General features: G+C 71.4%; 18 protein-coding genes. 8 read left to right on the forward strand and 10 right to left on the reverse strand.

The window, feature by feature from the left end; all coding sequences use genetic code 11:
* The first annotated feature begins 50 nt into the window (after nucleotides 1–50).
* The gene (locus tag ACFZ8E_RS12475; RefSeq protein WP_243935753.1) at nucleotides 51–1,154 is read left to right on the forward strand and encodes an aromatic ring-hydroxylating dioxygenase subunit alpha; all 1,104 of its coding nucleotides are present in this window, start codon (nucleotides 51–53) and stop codon (nucleotides 1,152–1,154) included.
* Between the two features lie 90 nt (nucleotides 1,155–1,244).
* Here ACFZ8E_RS12475 and ACFZ8E_RS12480 read toward each other — a convergent pair whose 3' ends face one another.
* Nucleotides 1,245–1,820 (reverse strand): TetR/AcrR family transcriptional regulator, encoded by a 576-nt coding sequence (locus tag ACFZ8E_RS12480; RefSeq protein WP_243935751.1) that lies wholly within the window; start codon nucleotides 1,818–1,820, stop codon nucleotides 1,245–1,247.
* Nucleotides 1,821–1,915: 95 nt separating this feature from the next.
* Between ACFZ8E_RS12480 and ACFZ8E_RS12485 the strand changes: the two genes are divergently transcribed.
* Nucleotides 1,916–2,632 carry a glutathione S-transferase family protein gene (locus ACFZ8E_RS12485; protein ID WP_243985409.1) on the forward strand — a complete coding sequence of 239 codons (717 nt, stop codon included), beginning with the start codon at nucleotides 1,916–1,918 and terminating at the stop codon, nucleotides 2,630–2,632.
* A gap of 174 nt (nucleotides 2,633–2,806) precedes the next feature.
* Here the strand turns inward: ACFZ8E_RS12485 and ACFZ8E_RS12490 are convergent, their stop codons facing one another.
* Entirely contained in the window at nucleotides 2,807–3,553 is a 747-nt protein-coding gene (locus ACFZ8E_RS12490; protein ID WP_243935747.1) for a class I SAM-dependent methyltransferase, read from the reverse strand.
* Between the two features lie 78 nt (nucleotides 3,554–3,631).
* Between ACFZ8E_RS12490 and trmD the strand changes: the two genes are divergently transcribed.
* Both trmD and ACFZ8E_RS12500 read left to right on the forward strand, forming a co-directional pair.
* Nucleotides 3,632–4,351 (forward strand): tRNA (guanosine(37)-N1)-methyltransferase TrmD, encoded by a 720-nt coding sequence (trmD, locus tag ACFZ8E_RS12495; protein ID WP_405042883.1) that lies wholly within the window; start codon nucleotides 3,632–3,634, stop codon nucleotides 4,349–4,351.
* 157 nt (nucleotides 4,352–4,508) lie between these two features.
* Entirely contained in the window at nucleotides 4,509–5,678 is a 1,170-nt protein-coding gene (locus tag ACFZ8E_RS12500) for a phosphoserine transaminase (RefSeq protein ID WP_243950410.1), read from the forward strand.
* A 121-nt stretch (nucleotides 5,679–5,799) separates the two neighbouring features.
* Here the strand turns inward: ACFZ8E_RS12500 and ACFZ8E_RS12505 are convergent, their stop codons facing one another.
* From ACFZ8E_RS12505 to tesB, 4 genes are all read right to left on the reverse strand, one after another.
* Nucleotides 5,800–7,077, reverse strand: coding sequence for an outer membrane beta-barrel protein (locus tag ACFZ8E_RS12505; protein ID WP_147728186.1), 1,278 nt, complete (start codon nucleotides 7,075–7,077; stop codon nucleotides 5,800–5,802).
* Nucleotides 7,078–7,531: 454 nt separating this feature from the next.
* On the reverse strand, nucleotides 7,532–9,037 hold the full coding sequence (locus tag ACFZ8E_RS12510; protein ID WP_147728185.1) for an ammonium transporter: 1,506 nt from the start codon (nucleotides 9,035–9,037) through the stop codon (nucleotides 7,532–7,534).
* An 86-nt stretch (nucleotides 9,038–9,123) separates the two neighbouring features.
* On the reverse strand, nucleotides 9,124–9,462 hold the full coding sequence (locus ACFZ8E_RS12515; RefSeq protein ID WP_147728184.1) for a P-II family nitrogen regulator: 339 nt from the start codon (nucleotides 9,460–9,462) through the stop codon (nucleotides 9,124–9,126).
* A 307-nt stretch (nucleotides 9,463–9,769) separates the two neighbouring features.
* Nucleotides 9,770–10,660: an acyl-CoA thioesterase II gene (tesB, locus tag ACFZ8E_RS12520; RefSeq protein WP_147728183.1), complete on the reverse strand. Its 891-nt coding sequence runs from the start codon at nucleotides 10,658–10,660 to the stop codon at nucleotides 9,770–9,772.
* Between the two features lie 178 nt (nucleotides 10,661–10,838).
* On the opposite strand from tesB, the gene ACFZ8E_RS12525 reads away from it, so the two are divergent.
* The gene (locus tag ACFZ8E_RS12525) at nucleotides 10,839–12,095 is read left to right on the forward strand and encodes an FAD-dependent monooxygenase (RefSeq protein WP_405042884.1); all 1,257 of its coding nucleotides are present in this window, start codon (nucleotides 10,839–10,841) and stop codon (nucleotides 12,093–12,095) included.
* 92 nt (nucleotides 12,096–12,187) lie between these two features.
* Here ACFZ8E_RS12525 and ppa read toward each other — a convergent pair whose 3' ends face one another.
* A complete protein-coding gene (ppa, locus tag ACFZ8E_RS12530; protein ID WP_147730016.1) occupies nucleotides 12,188–12,724 on the reverse strand; it encodes an inorganic diphosphatase in 537 nt (178 codons plus the stop codon).
* 117 nt (nucleotides 12,725–12,841) lie between these two features.
* Nucleotides 12,842–13,348, reverse strand: coding sequence for a GNAT family N-acetyltransferase (locus ACFZ8E_RS12535; protein WP_147844117.1), 507 nt, complete (start codon nucleotides 13,346–13,348; stop codon nucleotides 12,842–12,844).
* A gap of 192 nt (nucleotides 13,349–13,540) precedes the next feature.
* Between ACFZ8E_RS12535 and ACFZ8E_RS12540 the strand changes: the two genes are divergently transcribed.
* Nucleotides 13,541–14,266: a tyrosine-protein phosphatase gene (locus ACFZ8E_RS12540; protein WP_147844116.1), complete on the forward strand. Its 726-nt coding sequence runs from the start codon at nucleotides 13,541–13,543 to the stop codon at nucleotides 14,264–14,266.
* A 1-nt stretch (nucleotide 14,267) separates the two neighbouring features.
* Here ACFZ8E_RS12540 and ACFZ8E_RS12545 read toward each other — a convergent pair whose 3' ends face one another.
* Entirely contained in the window at nucleotides 14,268–15,128 is an 861-nt protein-coding gene (locus ACFZ8E_RS12545) for a prephenate dehydratase (protein ID WP_147729380.1), read from the reverse strand.
* An 8-nt stretch (nucleotides 15,129–15,136) separates the two neighbouring features.
* Entirely contained in the window at nucleotides 15,137–15,880 is a 744-nt protein-coding gene (locus tag ACFZ8E_RS12550) for a 3-deoxy-manno-octulosonate cytidylyltransferase (RefSeq protein ID WP_147729379.1), read from the reverse strand.
* Nucleotides 15,881–16,177: 297 nt separating this feature from the next.
* Between ACFZ8E_RS12550 and ACFZ8E_RS12555 the strand changes: the two genes are divergently transcribed.
* The gene (locus ACFZ8E_RS12555) at nucleotides 16,178–17,143 is read left to right on the forward strand and encodes a c-type cytochrome (RefSeq protein ID WP_405042885.1); all 966 of its coding nucleotides are present in this window, start codon (nucleotides 16,178–16,180) and stop codon (nucleotides 17,141–17,143) included.
* A gap of 227 nt (nucleotides 17,144–17,370) precedes the next feature.
* Nucleotides 17,371–18,591 (forward strand): tryptophan synthase subunit beta, encoded by a 1,221-nt coding sequence (trpB, locus tag ACFZ8E_RS12560; protein ID WP_147844278.1) that lies wholly within the window; start codon nucleotides 17,371–17,373, stop codon nucleotides 18,589–18,591.
* Nucleotides 18,592–18,682: the final 91 nt, after the last annotated feature.

Here is an 18,682-nt window from a genome sequence, read left to right on the forward strand (position 1 = left end):
CATCCGGCGGGGCGGCGTATGAGGACGTTCCCGAACCGTTGCGAGACCCCATGTCCGCCTCCCCGATCGCTCTCCACGCGAGCGGTCCCGCACGCGACCCGGCCGCCGACGAGGCCCTCGACCCCGATGCGATGCGCCGGCCGCTGCCGGATGCGTGGTACTGCGTCGGCCAAGCCTCGGGCCTGACCGGCAAGGCGCTCCGCGCGGTCGAGCTGAACGGCGAGCAGATCGTGATCGGGCGCGATGCGGACGGCGCCCCGTTCGCGCTGCGCGACCGCTGCCCGCACCGCGGCATGGCGCTGTCCAAGGGCGGCTTCGACGGTGCCGAGCTGGTCTGCCCGTTCCACGGCTGGCGCTTCTCCACCGAAGGCCGCTGCCGCGACGTGCCGACCCTCTCCGAGCACGACACGGCCGACTTCTCGAAGATCGTGGTGCAGCGCTTCCCCGTGATCGAGAGCGCCGGCTTCGTCTGGGTCAACCCGCATCTCGGGACGCCGGGCGAGACGCCCGCCCTGCCGGCGCTCGACTTCCACCCGGTCGGCTCGCTCGTGGTCGAGCTCGTGGTCGAGGCCTCGTTCGACCTGACGACCTTGAGCCTCGTCGATCCCGGCCACGTCGCCTTCGTCCACGATTCGTGGTGGTTCCGGCCGTCCAAGGCGTTGCGCGAGAAGAAGAAGACGTTTCGGCCGGTGCCGCACGGCTTCGTCATGTCGAGCCACGCGACGACGACGAGCTCGCCGGTCTACCGCCTGCTCGGCGGGGTGCCCGACGTCGAGATCGAGTTCCGCCTTCCCGGCGTGCGCCTGGAGCGGATCACGGCGGGCGCGAAGCGCCTGGCGAACTACACGTTCGCGACGCCGCTGACCGCCAACCGCACGATGCTCACCAACGCGCTCTACTGGAACGTCCCCGGCCTCAACCTGCTCAAGCCCGTCGCCCGCCCGCTGATGCGCCAGTTCCTGACCCAGGACCAGCAGGTGCTCCAGCACGCGCAACTGGGCCTCGACCGCAAGCCGACCATGGTGCTGTTCGGCCAGGGCGACCTGCCCTCGCAATGGTACTTTCGCCTGAAGCGCGAGGCGCTGGAGGCCGCGCGCGCCGGGCGCCCGTTCGCGAACCCGCTGGAGTCGCGGGAGCTGCGCTGGCGCTCGTGAGGGGCATCGGGGCGACCCGATGCGCGTCTCGGTCGCGATCCCGCCCGGGAACGTCGGTTCGGACAGCGCGATCTTGCCGTTCAGCTCCGATCAGTTCGGCAGCAGCCCCGCTTCCCGATAACTCTGGATCAGGGAATCGAACAGCGTTATGTCCGCGCGGCTTCGCGCGACGATCTGTGCGCCGGCGACCGCCGCGTAGACGGCACGCGCTCTCGCCTCGCCCTCGTTCGGCGCGACCAGCTCGGCAGCGACGAGCTGGCGACGCAGCCACGCCGTGTTGACGTCGGCGAAAGCCTGAACCTCCTTCAGGACCGGCTCGGGCAACGCATCGTATTCCGTCGCCATGAAGCTGCTGAGGCACATGCGGTTGTCGCGCGCCAGCGACAGGCGAAAGATGCCGGGGTACCGTCTCAGCGCCTCCGTCGGGCTCGAGGCATGCGACGACACGTCCTCGAGGTCGCGGGCGATGTCCTCCCAATAGCGGCGCGCGACCGCCTCGCCGAGGAGAGCCTTGTTGGCGAAGTAGTAGTTGATGCTCGCGGCCTTGATGCCGACGGTCTCGGCGAGGTCGCGGAAATTGAGACCGCCGTAGCCGTAGGCCATCGCCGCCTCCCGGGCGGCCGCCAGGATCGCCTCCCGCACGTTCTCCTTCGACGTCGCTGCCATGCCCAACCTCCATCTGTCATATGGCAGACAGGGGTTGACGAGACAAGCGCCGGGACGTAGCGTGCTGCCTGTCATCTGACAGACAGGCGAACGTGATGGAAAGCGAGACGACGATGTCCGACAAGCTCAGGCTCTTCACCTCCCCCTCGGCCTTCCCGAACCCGCAGCGCCTGCGGATCTTCATGCACGAGAAGGGCATCGCCGACCGCTTCGACGAGACGGTCTACGACATGTCGCCCGTCGGCGAGCAACGGGGATGGAAACACCTGAAGATGAACGCCTGGGGCGAGACGCCGACCCTCGCGCTCGCGGACGGGTCCTTTCTCAGCGAGACCTCCGCCATCGCCCGCTACCTCGACGACGCGTTCGAAGGCCGCAAGATCATGGGCGAAACGGCGCTCGAGCGCGGCCTCGACCAGATGTGGGACAGCCGGGTGTGGGTGCACATCCTCTACCCCATCGTCACCGCGTTCCACGTCCTGCACCAGGGCCTGGGCCCGAAGCTCGAGCTGACCAGCAACCCGGCCTGGGGCGAGCATTCGCGCAAGGTGGCGCTGGCGCATGCCGGCCTGGTCGACCGGCATCTCGCCGACGGCCGCGCGTGGCTCCTGGGCGGCGATCAGCCGACCTTCTCGGACATCACGCTGGCGACGGCGATCGCGTTCTCCAAGTTTCCGGTCAACGCGACGCCCCTCGATGAGCGCTTCGAGCATCTCGATGCCTTCTGGCGGCGCTGGCAGACCCGGCCGACCTTCATCGCCGCCTACGCCGACCGGAGCAGCGGCGTCCCGGAGATCGACGAACGCGCCTGAGCGTCCGGCGGTCGGATCCGGTCATCGCCCTACCGCGAGCCCCCCGTGCCGCCCTTGGACGCCGGCTTGCATTGGACGGCGGCCGGCAGACGCCGCCTTCCGACCAGTGCCGGCGCCCGTCCGCATGCCCGGCATGGATCGGAGGAGGGCGGTCGCGAAGCCGGGCCTCGACCCCTATCGCGCCTTCCCCCGCGTCGCCTCGTCCTTGCAAGGCGTGATCGTCTTCGGATCGGGCCGCCGGTCGGGGGCCGGCGCCTCGAACACCGCGAGGTAGCCCACCCCGCCGTCGAGCACGGAAAAGCCCGTCTCGCGAAAACCCGCGGCGGACAGCTCGCAGCGCAGGAGCTTGGGCGGCGTGCCGTGGCGCGAGGGGATGTCGTCGGCGTCCACGATCCCGACCCGGCCGCCGGGCCTCATCGCGGCGGCGAGGTTGTGGAGCAGGCCGTAGGGCTGGGTGATCTCGTGGTACATGTGCACCAGGATCGCCGCGTCGACCGATCCGGGCGCGAGGCGCGGGTCGTGCGGCTCGCCGCGCACCACCGTGACGTTGGACAGGTCGGCCTTGCGCAGCCGGGCTTCGAGGTCGGCGAGGTAGCGCGGCGTCACGTCCTCGGCGAGCACCCGGCCCTGCGGCCCGACCAGCGGGCTCAGCCGCGTGACGTAGTAGCCGCTGCCGGCGCCGATGTCGGCCACCGTCTCGCCCGGCTTGAAGCCCATCAGGCGGGCGACCTGCCCGAACTCGTCGGCCTTGTCGCGCTGCGCCTCGAAGGCCCATTGCGCCGCGACGATCTCGGCCACCGGCCGGTCGGGCTTCGGGAAGGCGGCAGCCGGGGCGCCGGGCGGTCCCAGGGGTTCCGCCGCCTGCGCGCCGTGCGCCAGGGCCGGGAGAGCGAGGAGGAGGGCGAGGAGCGGTCTGATCATCGAAGTCCTGAACGCGCGAGGGCGGCGCTCGGTGCCGCGGCGTTGACCGCGCAGGCGTCCCGGCGCCATCAAGCGGCCATGACGAACCCGCCCCCTTCCGCCCCGCCCTGGCGGGCGACGATCCTCACGCTCTACCCCGAGATGTTTCCCGGGCCGCTCGGCGCCTCGCTGTCGGGCAGCGCGCTCGCCCGCGGCGACTGGGTCTGCGAGGCCCGCGACATCCGCGAGCACGGGCTCGGCCGCCACCGCAGCGTCGACGACAACCCGGCCGGCGGCGGCGCCGGCATGGTGCTGCGCTGCGACGTGCTCGGCCCCGCCATCGACGCCGCGACCGGTCCGGATGACGCCCGCCCCCGCCTGCTGATGTCGCCCCGCGGAAAGCCGCTGACGCAGGCGCGGGTGCGGGCGCTGAGCGCCGGGCCGGGCGCGCTGATCGTCTGCGGCCGCTTCGAGGGGGTCGACGAGCGGGTGATCGCCGGCCGCGCCCTCGAGGAGGTCTCGATCGGCGACTACGTGCTCTCCGGCGGCGAGATCGCGGCGATCACCCTGATCGACGCCTGCGTGCGCCTGCTGCCCGGCGTGATGGGCAAGGCGGCGTCCGGCGACGAGGAGAGCTTCGAGGGCGGCCGGCTCGAATACCCGCACTACACCCGCCCCCGCGACTGGGAGGGCCGGACGATCCCGGAGGTGCTGACCGGCGGCGACCACGGCGCGATCCGCGCCTGGCGCCGGGCCGAATCCGAGCGGATCACCGCCGAGCGCCGGCCGGATCTGATGGCGCGGCCGCGCGGCGGCTGAGGCGCATCCCGGCAGGCGCGCGAACACCGCGGCGCGATGCAAGCGGATCGGGGTGTCCACGCGTCCCCGGCCCTTGCAGGGCCGCCGGCATCGGCGCATCCCGGCGGCGGGACACGCCTCCCCGACGAGGTGCGCCCATCTGTAAGGATGGATCCTCATGTTGCGCCGACCCGACACCCGCCCCCGGGTGCCCCATTTCTCCTCCGGCCCCTGCGCCAAGCGCCCCGGCTGGACCCCGGCGGCCCTGGCCGACGCGCCGCTCGGCCGCTCGCATCGCTCGGTCGCCGGCAGGGCCAAGCTCCGCCGGGCGATCGACCTGACCCGCGACGTGCTGCGCGTGCCGGCCGACTACCGCATCGGCATCGTCCCGGCCTCCGACACCGGCGCCGTCGAGATGGCGATGTGGTCGATGCTCGGGCCGCGGACCGTGGAGGTGGCGGCCTGGGAGGCGTTCGGCTCGGAGTGGGTCACCGACGCGTTGAGGCAGCTCAAGATCAGCCCGCGCATCCACCAGACGCCCTACGGCGTGCTGCCCGACCTGTCGGCGATCGACACGAAGCACAACGACGTGGTCTTCACCTGGAACGGCACCGCCGCCGGGGTGAAGGTGCTGAACGGCGACTGGATCGCCGCCGACCGCGAGGGGCTGACGATCTGCGACGCGACCTCGGCCGCCTTCGCCCAGGCGCTCGACTGGGACAAGCTCGATGTGGTGACCTTCTCCTGGCAGAAGGTGATGGGCGGCGAGGCGGCGCACGGCATGCTGGTGCTCTCGCCCCGCGCCGTCGCCCGCCTCGAGAGCCACGTCCCGGCCTGGCCGCTGCCGAAGGTGTTCCGCCTGACCAAGGGCGGAAAGCTGATCGAGGGGATCTTCTCCGGCGACACCATCAACACGCCCTCCATGCTCGCGGTCGAGGACTACCTCGACACGCTGGCCTGGGCGCAGGACCTCGGCGGGCTCGACGCCCTGCATGCGCGGGCGGACGGCAACGCGCGGGTGATCCACGACTGGGTCGCGCGCACGCCCTGGATCGCCAACCTCGCGGTCGACCCGGCGACGTATTCCAACACCGGCGTGTGCCTCGTCATCGCCGATGCCGACGTGCTGGCGCTGGGCGACGCGGTGGTGGAGCGCGTGGCCAAGGGCATCGTCGAGACCCTGGAGCGCGAGGGCGTGGCCCTCGACATCGGCGCCTACCGCGACGCGCCGCCCGGCCTGCGCATCTGGTGCGGCGGCACGGTGGAGCGGAGCGACCTCGAGGCGCTGACGCCCTGGCTCGACTGGGCCTTCGCCCGGGAGAAGGCGGCCCTGACGCAGGCGGCGTAGGAACGCGGCCCGCGCGCCACCCGGCAGCGCGCCAACGAAAACGGGCGGCCCGATCGGGCCGCCCGTTTTCGTTGGCGTGGTGGATGCGGGACCGTGAGGACGGCCCCGCAGGCCGCCGGGATCAGAAGGTGATGCCGGTCTCGACCATGTAGCGGTCCTGCGAGGTGCGGTTGCCGGTGCGGCCGAAGCCGGTGCCGAGGGTGCCGGCCGCCAGGCTGCCGCGGGTGATGTCGTAGAGCTCGACCCGCGAGTACTCGCCGCGGAGGAAGTACTGGCCGAAGGTGAAGGTCGGCGTGACGGTGAAGGAGAGCGCTTCGCTGCCGGCGCCGTAGAGGACGGAGGTGTCGGGGAACAGGCTCAAGCGGTTTCCGCTCTGGGCGATGTACTCGAAGCGGCCGGCCAGGGCGAAGTTGTCGGTGAAGGCGTAGCTCGCGAGGATCGCGCCGCCGAAGGTCTCGGCGCCGTTGAGCCCGAGGGCGGCGTTGCGCTCGACGTTGGTGTACTGGATGTAGGGCGTCACGATCCAGGGACCGGCCGAGTAGGTGTAGTTCAGGCTGATGATGCTGCTGTTCTGCAGCGACAGGGGCGTGGCGTACTGGAAGCGCAGGCTCTGCAGGCCGGAATTGAAGCTGCTGAAGTGCGTGCCGCCGTTGATGCCGATCGTGTTGGCGTCGTCAATCTTGTAGGTGATCAGGCCGGTGATCCAGTTGAGCTCACCCGAGAAGAACCCGTCGGTCGCCGCCAGCGAGGCCGCCCACGGGCCGCTGGCGTAGTTCACCTGGACGCCCTGGTTGATCACGTTCTCCTGGTTGAATAGCAGGCCGCGGGAGATGTTCAGGTTTTGGAAGGTGAACGGCAGCTCCGAGCCGATGTTGGTCGGCATGCGGCCGCCCTGGAGCGACCACTCGTCGTTGATCTGGTACTTGCCGAACGCGATCGAGACCGGGGTGAAGAGCAGATCGGTCTGATCGAAGGCGCTGTAGATCGGCGCGCCGAGGCCGGGGATCGTGTAGGCGCCGACCGCGACGTAGAACTGGAACGGGCCGTCGGCCTTCTGGATGAAGCCCTGCAGGTTCGAGAAGTCGACGCGGCCGGCGCGGTCGGCGGGAACGCCGGGCGGCGTGACCGCGGTGTTGAACGGGTTGGTCTGCGTGTAGGCGTAGCCGGTCACCGCGCCGCCGACGTAGATCTCGCCGATGCCGCCGATGGTGAAGCAGCTCGGGTTCGGGTTCTGCTTGATGACGCCGCCGTAGGCCGGGAAGGTGATCGCGACCTTGCAGGCCTCGGGGACCGGGGGCGGAGCGGGCTTGGCCGACAGGTCGGCGGCCGACACCTGTCCGACGCAGAGCAGCGTGGCGATCGACGCCGTGGCGCCCTGGAGGAACAGCTTCAAGGTCATAGTCCGAGCCCCGTTTGTTTTTTGCTGCGGCCAAGGTGCCGAAAGTTCCCACCCTCCGCAAAAACAACTTTCGGGCAATTGCCTACGAAACGGGCAATCGCGGCCGCAGCCGCCCCAAGCTCAAGATGTGTTGCCGTCGCACCACAACCAGTCGGCCCATCCGGCGCGGATCATCCGGAATTCCGTGCGTCTTCGTTAACGGATCGTTACCAAGCGCCGCCGGACCGGGCCGGATCGACTGCATCGGCGAATCGCTCGACGATCGAGGACTGATCCTGGACTTGGTCGCGAGCCTCGGGACACGTTGCACGCATCGGCTTGGTTCGAGACGCCTCCGGACGAAGGACCGGATCCCCCGACCGCTGCCCCGCGACCGCCTCGGGGATGGCCGCCACGAAAGAAGCCCCGGTGCGGGGCACCGGGGCTTCGTCGGCGTCATGGGGACGTCGATGGATCAGTAGTTGTAGGCGCGCTCGCCGTGATCGGCGATGTCGAGGCCCTCGCGCTCCTCGTCCTGGGTCACGCGCAGGCCGATCGTCAGGTCGACGAGCTTGTACAGGATCGCCGAGCCGATGCCCGACCACAGCAGGGTGAGGCCGACGGCCTCGGCCTGGATGATGAACTGGCTCATCATGTCGTAGGTGCCGAGAACCATCTCGCCGGGCTTGGTCGCGTAGTCGGGGATGCCGACGCCGCCGAGCTTCGGATCCACCAGGATGCCCGTCGCCAGGGCGCCGAGGATGCCGCCGATGCAGTGGACGCCGAACACGTCGAGCGAGTCGTCGTAGCCGATCGCGTTCTTCACGGTGGAGCACATCACGAAGCAGACGCCGCCGGCGACGAGGCCGAGCACGATCGAGCCCATCGGGCCGGCGAAGCCCGAGGCCGGGGTGACGGCGACGAGGCCGGCGATGGCGCCGGAGACCATGCCGAGCAGCGACGGCTTGCCCTTCATCGCCCACTCCACGAACAGCCAGGAGACCGCCGCCGCCGCGGTCGCGACGAAGGTGTTGATCATGGCGAGCGCCGTGGTGCCGTTCGACTCGAGGTTGGAGCCGGCGTTGAAGCCGAACCAGCCGACCCAGAGCAGCGAGGCGCCGATCATGGTCATGGTCAGCGAGTGCGGGGCGAGCAGGTCACGGCCGTAGCCGATGCGCTTGCCGAGCATCAGGCAGCCGACGAAGCCGGCGATGCCCGCGTTGATGTGCACGACGGTGCCGCCGGCGAAGTCGAGGGCGCCCTTCTTGAACAGGAAGCCCGCATCGGCGTTGACGGCGTCGAGCGCGTCCTGCGCGGTCTTCTTGGCCGCGTCGTCGGTCGCCATGGCGAGCGCCTTGGCGGCGTTGCCGACCGCGTCCGGGCCGCCCCAGTACCAGACCATGTGCGCCATCGGGAAGTAGATCAGCGTCACCCAGAGGATGGTGAACACCACGAGCGCCGAGAACTTCATCCGCTCGGCGAAGGCGCCGACGATGAGGGCCGGGGTGATCATCGCGAACGTCATCTGGAAGCAGATGTAGACGTATTCCGGGATGACGACGCCGTTGGAGAAGGTGGCGACGGTCGAGTTCGGGTCGACGCCCTTCAGGAACGCCTTCGAGAAGCCGCCGACGAAGTCGTTGATGGTGCCGCCGTTGGTGAAGGCGAGGCTGTAGCCGTAGAACACCCACAGCAGGCAGACGATCGAGACGATCGCGAAGACCTGGGTCAGGACGGAGAGCATGTTCTTGGTGCGCACGAGGCCGCCGTAGAACAGCGCCAGGCCCGGCACGCTCATCATCAGCACGAGGGCCGACGAGATCAGCATCCAGGAGGTGTCGCCCTTGTTGGGCACCAGGGCGACGGGCGCGGGCGCCGAGGCCGCTTCCGGCACCGGCGTCTGCGCGAGGGACGGCTCGACGAGGACCAGGGCGAGCGCGGCCCCTCCCAGTCCGAGCGCGAGGGCGTTGCGAAGTTTCATGGACACGAGACTCCCGGGTCGCGGTGCTGTCAGGATTGTTGCGAGGCAGAAATGGGTGGTGAGGGCGGCGGCCCTCGCGGGCCGGCTCAGAGCGCGTCGGCGTCGGTCTCGCCGGTGCGGATCCGGACGGCCTTCTCCAGCGGCATGACGAAGATCTTGCCGTCGCCGATCTGGCCGGTGCGGGCGGCGCCCGCGATGGCGTCGATCACCGTGCTGGTCAGGTCGGCGGCGACCGCGACCTCGATCTTCAGCTTGGGCAGGAAGCTCACGGCGTATTCCGCGCCGCGGTAGATCTCGGTGTGGCCCTTCTGGCGGCCGTAGCCCTTGACCTCGGTCACCGTCAGGCCGTGCACGCCGATGCCGGTCAGTGCGTCACGCACCTCCTCCAGCTTGAACGGCTTGATGATGGCCATCACGATCTTCATGCTTGGCGCCCCCTGCGTGGGTTGGGAACCGTGTGCCGCAGCCGACGCTCGGCAGGGGGTTCCGGTCCAGGATGGTCGCGCAGGATCCGAATGACCCCGCGATCGCCGGGCCCTCATTCAAGGACTATGCCAGCGCCGAACTTTTTGGGAACCTTTTCACGCGACCGCCGGATGCACACGCTTTGGTCGCGGACTGGCGCGGGGACGGGCTCAAGCTGAGCAGTAATCGCACACAAAACGGGCAAATGCTCATCAGAAGCGCAGTAATTCGGCGCGTGCGGCGGCCTGCCGGCGGTTTGACGCCAAACTAGGCCGGCCGCGGGCGGATCAGGCCCTCCTGCGCCACCGACGCCACCAGCGTCCCGTCGCGCGCGAAGATCTGGCCGCGGGCGAACCCCCGCGCGCCGGCGGAATTGGGGCTGTCCTGGGCGTAGAGCAGCCACTCGTCGGCCCGGAACGGGCGGTGGAACCACAGGGCGTGGTCGAGGCTCGCCGACTGGATGTCGGCATCGAACACCGAGCGCCCGTGGACGATCAGCGTGGCATCGAGCAGCGTCATGTCGGACGCGTAGGCGAGCACCGCCTGGTGGATCGCCGGATCGTCGGGGAGCTGCGAGGCCGCGCGCAGCCAGACGTTGCACAGCGGCGCCTGCGGCCCGCCTTCGAGATAGCGTCGCAGGTCGACCGGCTTCAGCTCGATCGGGCGCGGACGGCCGAAATAGCCGGCCACCGCCGCGGGGATGCCGGGCATGCCCCTGGCGAGCAGGGACTTGGTGTCGGGCAGCGATTCCGGGGGCGGCGCGTCGGGCATCGCCGCCTGGTGGGCGTGGCCGGCTTCCGTCACCTGGTACGAGGCGGTCATCGCGAAGATTGCGCGCCCGTGCTGGATCGCCTTGACCCGGCGCGTGGTGAAGCTCTGCCCGTCGCGGATGCGCTCGACCTCGTAGACGATCGGGACGCTCGGGTCGCCGCCGAGCAGGAAGTAGGCGTGGAGCGAGTGCGGCGCGCGGGCGCTCGGCACCGTCCGGGTCGCGGCGACCAGCGCCTGACCCACCACCTGCCCGCCGAACACCCGCTTCCAGCCGTTCCGCGGGCTGACGCCGCGGAACAGGTCGGTCTCCAGCCGCTCGAGGTCGAGGATGGCGAGAAGCTCGGCGACGATGCCGGAATCGGTCGGCGGGACGGGATCGGTCGGCATGGCTGTGCGGCGGGCTTTCGGGGCGAGGAGGCGTCCGCCATAGCATCCGCGCGGCCTGCCTCGCCATCGGGCTCGCGGTGCGACCGCGCTTCCCTGCGCCCGCCGGACGAGCCCGCGCGTTGCCTGCGGGCGGAAGCGGTGTCACTTCCTCGCGCGAGGGAACGATGAGGACGAGGCGATGAGGGGTTCGACGACCCGCCCGGGCAGCCGCCACCTGCTGCTCGCGGGCGCAGGCATCCCGGGCCTGTCGCTGGCCCTGGCGCTGCGCCAGGCGCACGGCGACGCGCTCGCCGTCACGGTCTGCGATCCGGGCCTTCCGCGCGCGGCCGAGCGGCAGCGCGGCCGGGCCTTCGCTATCGCGGCCGGCGGCCGGCGCATGCTGGAGCGGCTCGGGATCTGGGACCGGCTCGGGGCGGCGGCCGCGCCGATCACCGAGATGGCGATCAGCGACAGCCGGCTCGCCGACCCGGTCCGCCCGGTCTTCCTGACCTTCGCGCAGACGCCGCGCGATTCCGACGGCCCCTTCGCCCACATGGTCGAGGCGGAGACGCTGGCGGCGGCGCTCCGCGCGGCCTGCGCGGCGGCCGGCGTCGCGCTCGACCCGGTCGGGATCGCCCGCGCGGAGCCCGACGGCGACGCGATCCGCGCCACCCTCTCCGACGGCCGCACCCTCCGGGCCGCGCTGCTGGTGGCCGCCGACGGGGCGCGCTCGCGCCTGCGCGAGGCGGCCGGGATCGGCTGGGTCGGCTGGTCGTACCCGCAGACGGGCATCGTCGCGACGATCCGGCACGCGCGTCCGCACGGGGGCCGGGCGACCGAGCACTTCCTCCCGAGCGGGCCGTTCGCGATCCTGCCGCTGGCCGACGGGCCGCAAGGGCACCGCTCCTCGATCGTCTGGACCGAGCGGGCCGCCGACGTCGACGCCCTGCTCGGGGGCGAGCCCGACGCGGTGCTGGCCGAGATCGAGCGCCGGTTCACGCCCGATCTCGGGCGGCTGGCCCTGGAGCAGGGCCCGAGCGCCCATCCGCTCGCCTTCGGCATCGCCCGGCGCTTCCGCGCCGAACGCCTCGCGCTCCTGGGGGATGCCGCCCACGTCATCCACCCGATCGCGGGCCAGGGCCTCAATCTCGGCCTGGCGGATGCGGCAGCCCTCGCCGAGGCGGTCACCGGCGCCCTGCGCCTCGGGCTCGATCCCGGTGCGGCGGACGTGCTCGTCGCCTACGAGCGGGCGCGCCGGTTCGACACGCTGGCGATGGCGGCGGCGACCGACTGGCTCAACCGGCTGTTCTCGAACGACGCCCTGCCGCTGCGGATCGCCCGCGACCTGGGCCTCGGCCTCGTCGACCGGATGCCCGGCCTCAAGCGCTTCTTCGTCGGCGAGGCCGCCGGCGCGCGCGGCGCCCAGCCGCGCCTGCTGCGCGGCGAGGCGCTCTGACGTCTCACGTCATCTCTTTGAAGCGCCCGGCTCTCTCCCCGTCCGCGGGGAAGGGAGCCGGGCGCGGGCCTCGATCGGCCCGGGGAAACCCTTCAGGCCTTGGCCTTCTTGGCGCGGTCGATCGCCTCGTGGATCAGGCGGTGCGCCTCGGCCTTGTCGCCCCAGCGCACGAACTTGACCCACTTGCCGGGCTCGAGATCCTTGTAGTGCTCGAAGAAGTGCTGGATCTGCTGGATCGTGATCTCGGGCAGGTCGGTGTAGTTCTCGATCCGGTCGTAGCGCTTGGTGAGGTGGCGCGAGGGCACGGCGATGATCTTTTCGTCCTCGCCGCCCTCGTCCTCCATCACCATCACGCCGACCACGCGGGCGCTCATGATCGCGCCGGGCGCCACGGCGCGGGTGTTGGCCACCAGCACGTCGCAGGGGTCGCCGTCGCCGGACAGGGTGTGCGGGATAAAGCCGTAGTTCCCCGGGTAGAACATCGGGGTGTAGAGGAAGCGGTCGACGACGAGCGCGCCGGCTTCCTTGTCCATCTCGTACTTGATCGGTTCGCCGCCGAGCGGCACCTCGATGATGACGTTGACGTCGTGCGGCGGGTTCTTGCCGATCGAGATGTTGTCGATGATCATGGCGCTGGCGCATCCCGGAAGATCGGGGCCTCGCCCCGTTGCGCGGGTCTCATAAAGCCCTTGGCGCGCGAAGCAAATCCGCGCCGCGCCGCACGCCGCGACGAACGGGAAGAACCGTCAGCCGAACAGGTAGCCGACCTTCGGCAGCGGCACGCCGGCCAAGCGGTCGAGCGCGCGCGGGCCGGGTCGCCCGCCGAGGCCGGCGTAGAAGTCGGCGGCGCGGGCGTTGTCCTCCAGCGTCCAGGCGCCGATCCGCGCCAGGCCGTGGTCGGCGAGGTCGTTGCGGACCGCCAGGAACAGGCGCCGCCCGAGGCCGACGCCCTGGTATTCCGGCCGGAGATAGAGCTCGTCGACCTCGCCCTCGACGCCGAGCGACCGGCTGCGGGCGCGGCCGTAGCCGGCGTAGCCGACCACCGTGTCGGCGGTCTCGACCACCGCGATCGGCCGGCCGCGCTTGAGCGCGGCGCGCCACCACGCGCCGTCGCGCTGCGCGATCAGCCGCTCCAGCGCGACGCCCGGGATGATCCCGCGATAGGCCTCGCGCCAGGCCGCATCGAACACCGCCGACAGCGCGCCGACATCCGCGTTGCGGGCCCGGCGGATGCTCGTGGTGCGGGTGCTCATGGCCGGACCCTTCGGTTCGATCGTGCGGTTGGCGGGGGGCAACCCGCGGCAGGCCGTCAGGTTCGCCCCCGATCGGGGCGAACAGAAGGCAGCCAAGCGCCCTTCGCGACGGGCACAGGCAAGGGAGATGCCGAATTGCCCGCCCGGGGGCGCGCTGATAGAGCCTGCCCCTCGCCACCACCGCGAGAGCCCGTGTTCAACCGCTTCCTCAGCCCCGAGACCCGCTACGCCCGGCGCATGGCCCGCATCGAGCGCTTCGCGCGGCCGATCAGCGGCGCGCCGGCACGGCTCGGCGCCTGGGCGAACATGCTGTTCGTCGATCACGGCATCTTCCGGATGGCCTATCTCAACCGCCACCGGATCGGCACGGGCAAGATGTGGCGCTCGGCCCAGCCGGGCCCGCACCAGCTGGCGCGCTTCCGGGCGGAGGGGGTCCGCACCGTGGTCTCGCTGCGCGGCGGGCGCGAGCACGGCTCCTGGCCGCTGGAGCGCGAGGCCTGCGAGCGCCAGGGGCTCAAGCTCGTCGAGTTCGTGCTGCGCTCGCGCGAGGCGCCCTCCCGCGAGACGATCCTGGCCGCGCGCGACTTCTTCGCCGGCCTCGAATACCCGGCGGTGATGCACTGCAAGTCGGGCGCCGACCGGGCGGGCCTGGGCGCCGCCCTCTACCTGATCCTGCACGAGGACCGCCCGGTGGCGGAGGCCGCGCGCCAGCTCTCGGCCCGCTACGGCCATTTCCGCTTCGCCAAGACCGGGATCCTGGATGCGTTCTTCGCCCGCTACGCCCTGGAGGGCGCAGGGCAGGGGCTCGACTTCCTGACCTGGGTCGAGACCGTCTACGACCCGGAGGCGCTCAAGCGCGGCTTCCGGCCGGGCTTCTGGTCCGACGTGGTGGTCGACCGGGTGATCGGGCGGGAGTGAGCTACTCCGCCGCCGGCCGCGCCGCGTCGCGGAACGGGTGGGCCGGGTAGGTCCCGACGATCCGCAGCTCGCGCGAGAAGTAGGCGAGCTCGGCCAGCGCGCGGGCGAGGCCCGGCTCCTCGGGATGGCCGTCGACCTCGGCGTAGAACTGCGTCGCGGTGAACTCGCCGTCGACCATGTAGCTCTCGAGCTTCGACATGTTGACGCCGTTGGTCGCGAAGCCGCCGAGCGCCTTGTAGAGCGCGGCCGGGATGTTGCGCACCCGGAAGACGAAGCTCGTCACCATCGGGCGGTCGCCCGCCGCCACCGGCAGGGCCTCGGGGCGGAACACCACGAAGCGCGTCGTGTTGTGGGCCTCGTCCTCGACGTCGCGGGCGAGGATGTCGAGGCCATAGACCTCCGCCGCCAGAGCCGGCGCCAGCGCCGCGCGGGAAGGATCGCCCGCCTCCATCACCTCGCGGGCGGCGCCCGCGGTGTCGCCGGCCACCACCGCCTTGAGGCCGAGCCGCCGGATGATGCGACGGCACTGGCCGAGCGCGTGGACGTGGGTGTGGACCGAGCGCAGGTCCTCGATCCGCGTGCCCGGCAGCACCATGAGCTGGAAGTGGATCGGCAGGAAGTGCTCGGCGACGATGTGCAGGGCCGAGGTCGGGATCAGGTGGTGGATGTCGGCGACGCGGCCGGCGATCGAGTTCTCGATCGGGATCATCGCCGCCTGCGCACGGCCCTCGGTGACCGCCGCGAAGGCGTCCTCGAAGGTGGGGCAGGGCAGGGCGGTCCAGTCCGGGTAGGCCTCCGCGCAGATGATGTGCGAGTTGGCGCCGGGCTCGCCCTGGTAGCTGATGGTCTTCGGATCGGTCATCGCAACGGTCAGTTGAGGCGGCGGGCGCCGAGCAGCGCGCGGGCGCGCTCCAGGTCGGCGGGGGTGTCGACGCCGAGCGGCAGGTCGTCGACGATCGCGGCGTCGATGCGCATCCCGGCCTCCAGCGCGCGGAGCTGCTCCAGCTTCTCGCGGGTCTCGAGCTCGCCCGGCGGCAGCGCCATGAAGCGCGCCAGCGCCCGGCGGCGATAGGCGTAGAGGCCGATATGGTGGAACAGCGGCCCGTCGCCCCAGGGGGCGCGGGCGCGGGTGAAGTAGAGCGCGCGCAGGCGCTCCGGCCCGACCGTGTGGCCGACGAGCTTGACCACGTTCGGGTTCTCGGCCTCCGCCGGGTCGACGATAGGCGCGCACAGCGTGGCGATGTCGACCGCGCGGTCGGCGAGCAGCGCCACCGCCGCCCCGATCGCTCGCGGATCGATCGTCGGCAGGTCGCCCTGCACGTTGACGACGACGTCGTGGTTGCCCTGCGGGTCGACGATCTCCAGGGCCTCGGCGAGGCGGTCGGAGCCCGACGGGTGATCGGCCCGCGTCATCACCGCGACGCCGCCCACCGCCTCGACCGCGGCGGCGATCTCGGCGGTGTCGGTGGCGACGACCACCGGCCCGATCCCGGCCTCGACCGCGCGGCGCCAGACATGCACGATCATCGCCTCGCCGGCGATCAGCGCCAGGGGCTTGTTCGGCAGCCGCGTCGCCGCGAGGCGGGCGGGGATCAGGACGAGGGGATCGGACATCGACGGGCGATCTGCAGGACGGCGGCCGGGGCGCGGGCCGGTGCTTAACAGGCGCCCGCCGGCTTGTCATCGAAGCCGTGCGCCGGGCCTCGGGCGCGCGGCGCGGGCACTCGCGCCGCCCGGGCGCGTCGAGGCGGGCGGCGGCGTGCGACCAATCGTGTGCCGACTGTCACCCATTCCGCCATTGTCAAGGTCGGCTTCGAGCGGCTAAGCACCCTCGAAATCTTCCAAAGTCCGGCGCCGGCAGGCCGGGCGCGGATTCGCCCGCCGCGCAGCGCGACAGGAGTTGAAGAAAGCATGGACTCGTTCGAGCTGAACAAGGTGGCCGGTGCGGTGCTCGGCGCCCTGCTGTTGGTGGCCGGATCGGGCTTCGTCGCCGAGCTGATCTACCATCCCAAGCCCGCGGGCAAGGCCGGCTACGACCTGCCCGAGGCCAAGGAGGAGAGCGCCGCGGCGCCCGAGGCCGCCAAGGTCGAGCCGATCGCCGTGCGGCTGGCCTCCGCCAACGTCGAGAAGGGCCAGGGCGGCACCAAGGCGTGCCAGGCCTGCCACAGCTTCGAGAAGGGCGGCCCGAACAAGGTCGGCCCCGACCTGTGGGAGGTGGTCGAGCGCAAGAAGGGCAGCCACGAGGGCTTCGACTACTCGGCCGGCATGAAGGAGAAGGGCGGCACCTGGACCTACGCCGACCTCGACGAGTTCCTCACGAGCCCCAAGGCCTACGTGAAGGGCACCAAGATGGCGTTCGCCGGCATTGGCTCGCCTCAGGAGCGCGCCAACGTCATCGCCTACCTCCACACCCTGTCGGACAGCCCCAAGCCGCTGCCGGCGGTCGAGAAGGCGGCCGATGCCAAGCCCGCCGACAAGCCGGCCGACGCCAAGCCCGCCGAAGCCAAGCCCGCCGAAGCCAAGCCGGCGGACAAGCCGACCTCCGAGAAGCCGGCGGCCGGCAAGGCCTCCGAGGGCAAGGACAGCCCGGCCAAGCCCGCCGACACCAAGGCGGAGGGCGCCAAGCCGGTGACCGAGAAGCCGCCCGGCGCGCCCGCCGGCGCCGGCTCCGAGAACCGCAATGCGGTCGAGCAGAAGTCGGCGCCCGAGAGCAGCGGGCCGTCGCCCGCCGCCGACACGGCGCCTGCGCCGACCGCGCCGCCGGCGCCCGCGACCACCGAGGCGCCGGCCAAGGCCGACCCCGCGGCCGAGCAGAAGGCCCAGGATCTCAAGGCGAACGGCAGCGAGCAGGGCGTTCCCGCCGACAAGCCGCAATAGCCCGGCACGGACGGGATCGGACAACGAGGGCCGGGCGGCGACGCCCGGCCCTTTTTCGTCCCGCCGCGACGGTCGGCCCCGGCCGCCATGCGCGGGCGCGTGTTGACCCGCGGGGCGATCCTACCGCAAACCGGACGCGACCCGGCGCGCCCGGTGCGCCACGCACCCGGACCGCCCTTCGCGATCACCGCGTCGCGACCCCACCCTCGCGAACAAGGACGCGATCCGTGACCCTCTCTCCCCCTCCGAACTCGTTCCGCACCGGCCCCGACGAGCGCGGCCGGTTCGGCATCTTCGGCGGCCGCTTCGTCGCCGAGACGCTGATGCCGCTGATCCTCTCCCTGGAAGAGGCCTACGCCGCGGCCAAGGCCGACCCGGGGTTCCAGGCCGAGATGGACGGCTACCTCAAGCACTACGTCGGCCGGCCGAGCCCGCTCTACTTCGCGGAGCGGCTGACCGAGCATTGCGGCGGCGCGAAGATCTACTTCAAGCGCGACGAGCTGAACCACACCGGCTCGCACAAGGTGAACAACGTCCTCGGGCAGATCCTGCTCGCCCGCCGGATGGGCAAGAAGCGGATCATCGCCGAGACCGGCGCCGGCCAGCACGGCGTCGCCACCGCGACCCTCTGCGCCCGGTTCGGCCTGACCTGCGTGGTCTACATGGGCGCCGTCGACGTGGCGCGCCAAGCCCCGAACGTCTTCCGGATGAAGATGCTCGGCGCCGAGGTGATCCCGGTCGAGTCCGGCACCAAGACCCTGAAGGACGCGATGAACGAGGCCCTGCGCGACTGGGTCACCAACGTCGCCGACACGTTCTACTGCATCGGCACGGTCGCCGGCCCGCACCCCTATCCGGCGATGGTGCGCGACTTCCAGTCGATCATCGGCCGCGAGACCAAGGAGCAGATGCTGGAGGCCGAGGGGCGGCTGCCCGATTCGCTCGTGGCCTGCATCGGCGGCGGCTCGAACGCGATGGGGCTGTTCCACCCCTTCCTCGACGACCGCGACGTGGAGATCTTCGGCGTCGAGGCCGCCGGCCACGGCGTCTCGTCGGGCCTGCACGCGGCCTCGCTCTCGGGCGGACGGCCGGGGGTGCTGCACGGCAACCGCACCTACCTGCTGATGGACGACGACGGGCAGATCGCGGACGCGCACTCGATCTCGGCCGGCCTCGACTATCCCGGCATCGGCCCCGAGCACGCCTGGCTGCACGAGGCCGGCCGCGTCACCTATCTCTCGGCCACCGACCAGGAGGCGCTCGGCGCGTTCAAGCTGTGCTCGATGCTCGAGGGCATCATCCCGGCGCTGGAGCCGGCCCACGCCCTCGCCAAGGTGCTGGAGATGGCCCCGAAGAAGCCGGCCGACCATCTCATGGTGATGAACCTGTGCGGCCGCGGCGACAAGGACATCCCGCAGGTGGCGGAGATCTTCGGGACGAAGCTCTGAGACTGCAAGCCCTCCCCCCCGCACCCAAGTCGGGCCTGCCCGACTTGGGCACACAGGGTGCGGATCTCGGGCGAGCACGAGATCCGTCGGG

This window comes from Methylobacterium sp. HMF5984 (assembly GCF_045033435.1).
Lineage (GTDB): Bacteria > Pseudomonadota > Alphaproteobacteria > Rhizobiales > Beijerinckiaceae > Methylobacterium.

Coding starts and splice junctions, on each gene's coding strand:
- ACFZ8E_RS12550 (WP_147729379.1), bottom strand. CDS start 15,880: ATGTCCGATCCCCTCGTCCTGATCCCCGCCCGCCTCGCGGCGACGCGG.
- ACFZ8E_RS12490 (WP_243935747.1), bottom strand. CDS start 3,553: ATGATCAGACCGCTCCTCGCCCTCCTCCTCGCTCTCCCGGCCCTGGCG.
- trmD (WP_405042883.1), top strand. CDS start 3,632: ATGACGAACCCGCCCCCTTCCGCCCCGCCCTGGCGGGCGACGATCCTC.
- ACFZ8E_RS12480 (WP_243935751.1), bottom strand. CDS start 1,820: ATGGCAGCGACGTCGAAGGAGAACGTGCGGGAGGCGATCCTGGCGGCC.
- ACFZ8E_RS12500 (WP_243950410.1), top strand. CDS start 4,509: ATGTTGCGCCGACCCGACACCCGCCCCCGGGTGCCCCATTTCTCCTCC.
- ACFZ8E_RS12535 (WP_147844117.1), bottom strand. CDS start 13,348: ATGAGCACCCGCACCACGAGCATCCGCCGGGCCCGCAACGCGGATGTC.
- ACFZ8E_RS12525 (WP_405042884.1), top strand. CDS start 10,839: ATGAGGGGTTCGACGACCCGCCCGGGCAGCCGCCACCTGCTGCTCGCG.
- ACFZ8E_RS12505 (WP_147728186.1), bottom strand. CDS start 7,077: ATGACCTTGAAGCTGTTCCTCCAGGGCGCCACGGCGTCGATCGCCACG.
- ACFZ8E_RS12545 (WP_147729380.1), bottom strand. CDS start 15,128: ATGACCGATCCGAAGACCATCAGCTACCAGGGCGAGCCCGGCGCCAAC.
- ACFZ8E_RS12510 (WP_147728185.1), bottom strand. CDS start 9,037: ATGAAACTTCGCAACGCCCTCGCGCTCGGACTGGGAGGGGCCGCGCTC.
- ACFZ8E_RS12485 (WP_243985409.1), top strand. CDS start 1,916: ATGGAAAGCGAGACGACGATGTCCGACAAGCTCAGGCTCTTCACCTCC.
- tesB (WP_147728183.1), bottom strand. CDS start 10,660: ATGCCGACCGATCCCGTCCCGCCGACCGATTCCGGCATCGTCGCCGAG.
- ppa (WP_147730016.1), bottom strand. CDS start 12,724: ATGATCATCGACAACATCTCGATCGGCAAGAACCCGCCGCACGACGTC.
- ACFZ8E_RS12555 (WP_405042885.1), top strand. CDS start 16,178: ATGGACTCGTTCGAGCTGAACAAGGTGGCCGGTGCGGTGCTCGGCGCC.
- ACFZ8E_RS12475 (WP_243935753.1), top strand. CDS start 51: ATGTCCGCCTCCCCGATCGCTCTCCACGCGAGCGGTCCCGCACGCGAC.
- ACFZ8E_RS12515 (WP_147728184.1), bottom strand. CDS start 9,462: ATGAAGATCGTGATGGCCATCATCAAGCCGTTCAAGCTGGAGGAGGTG.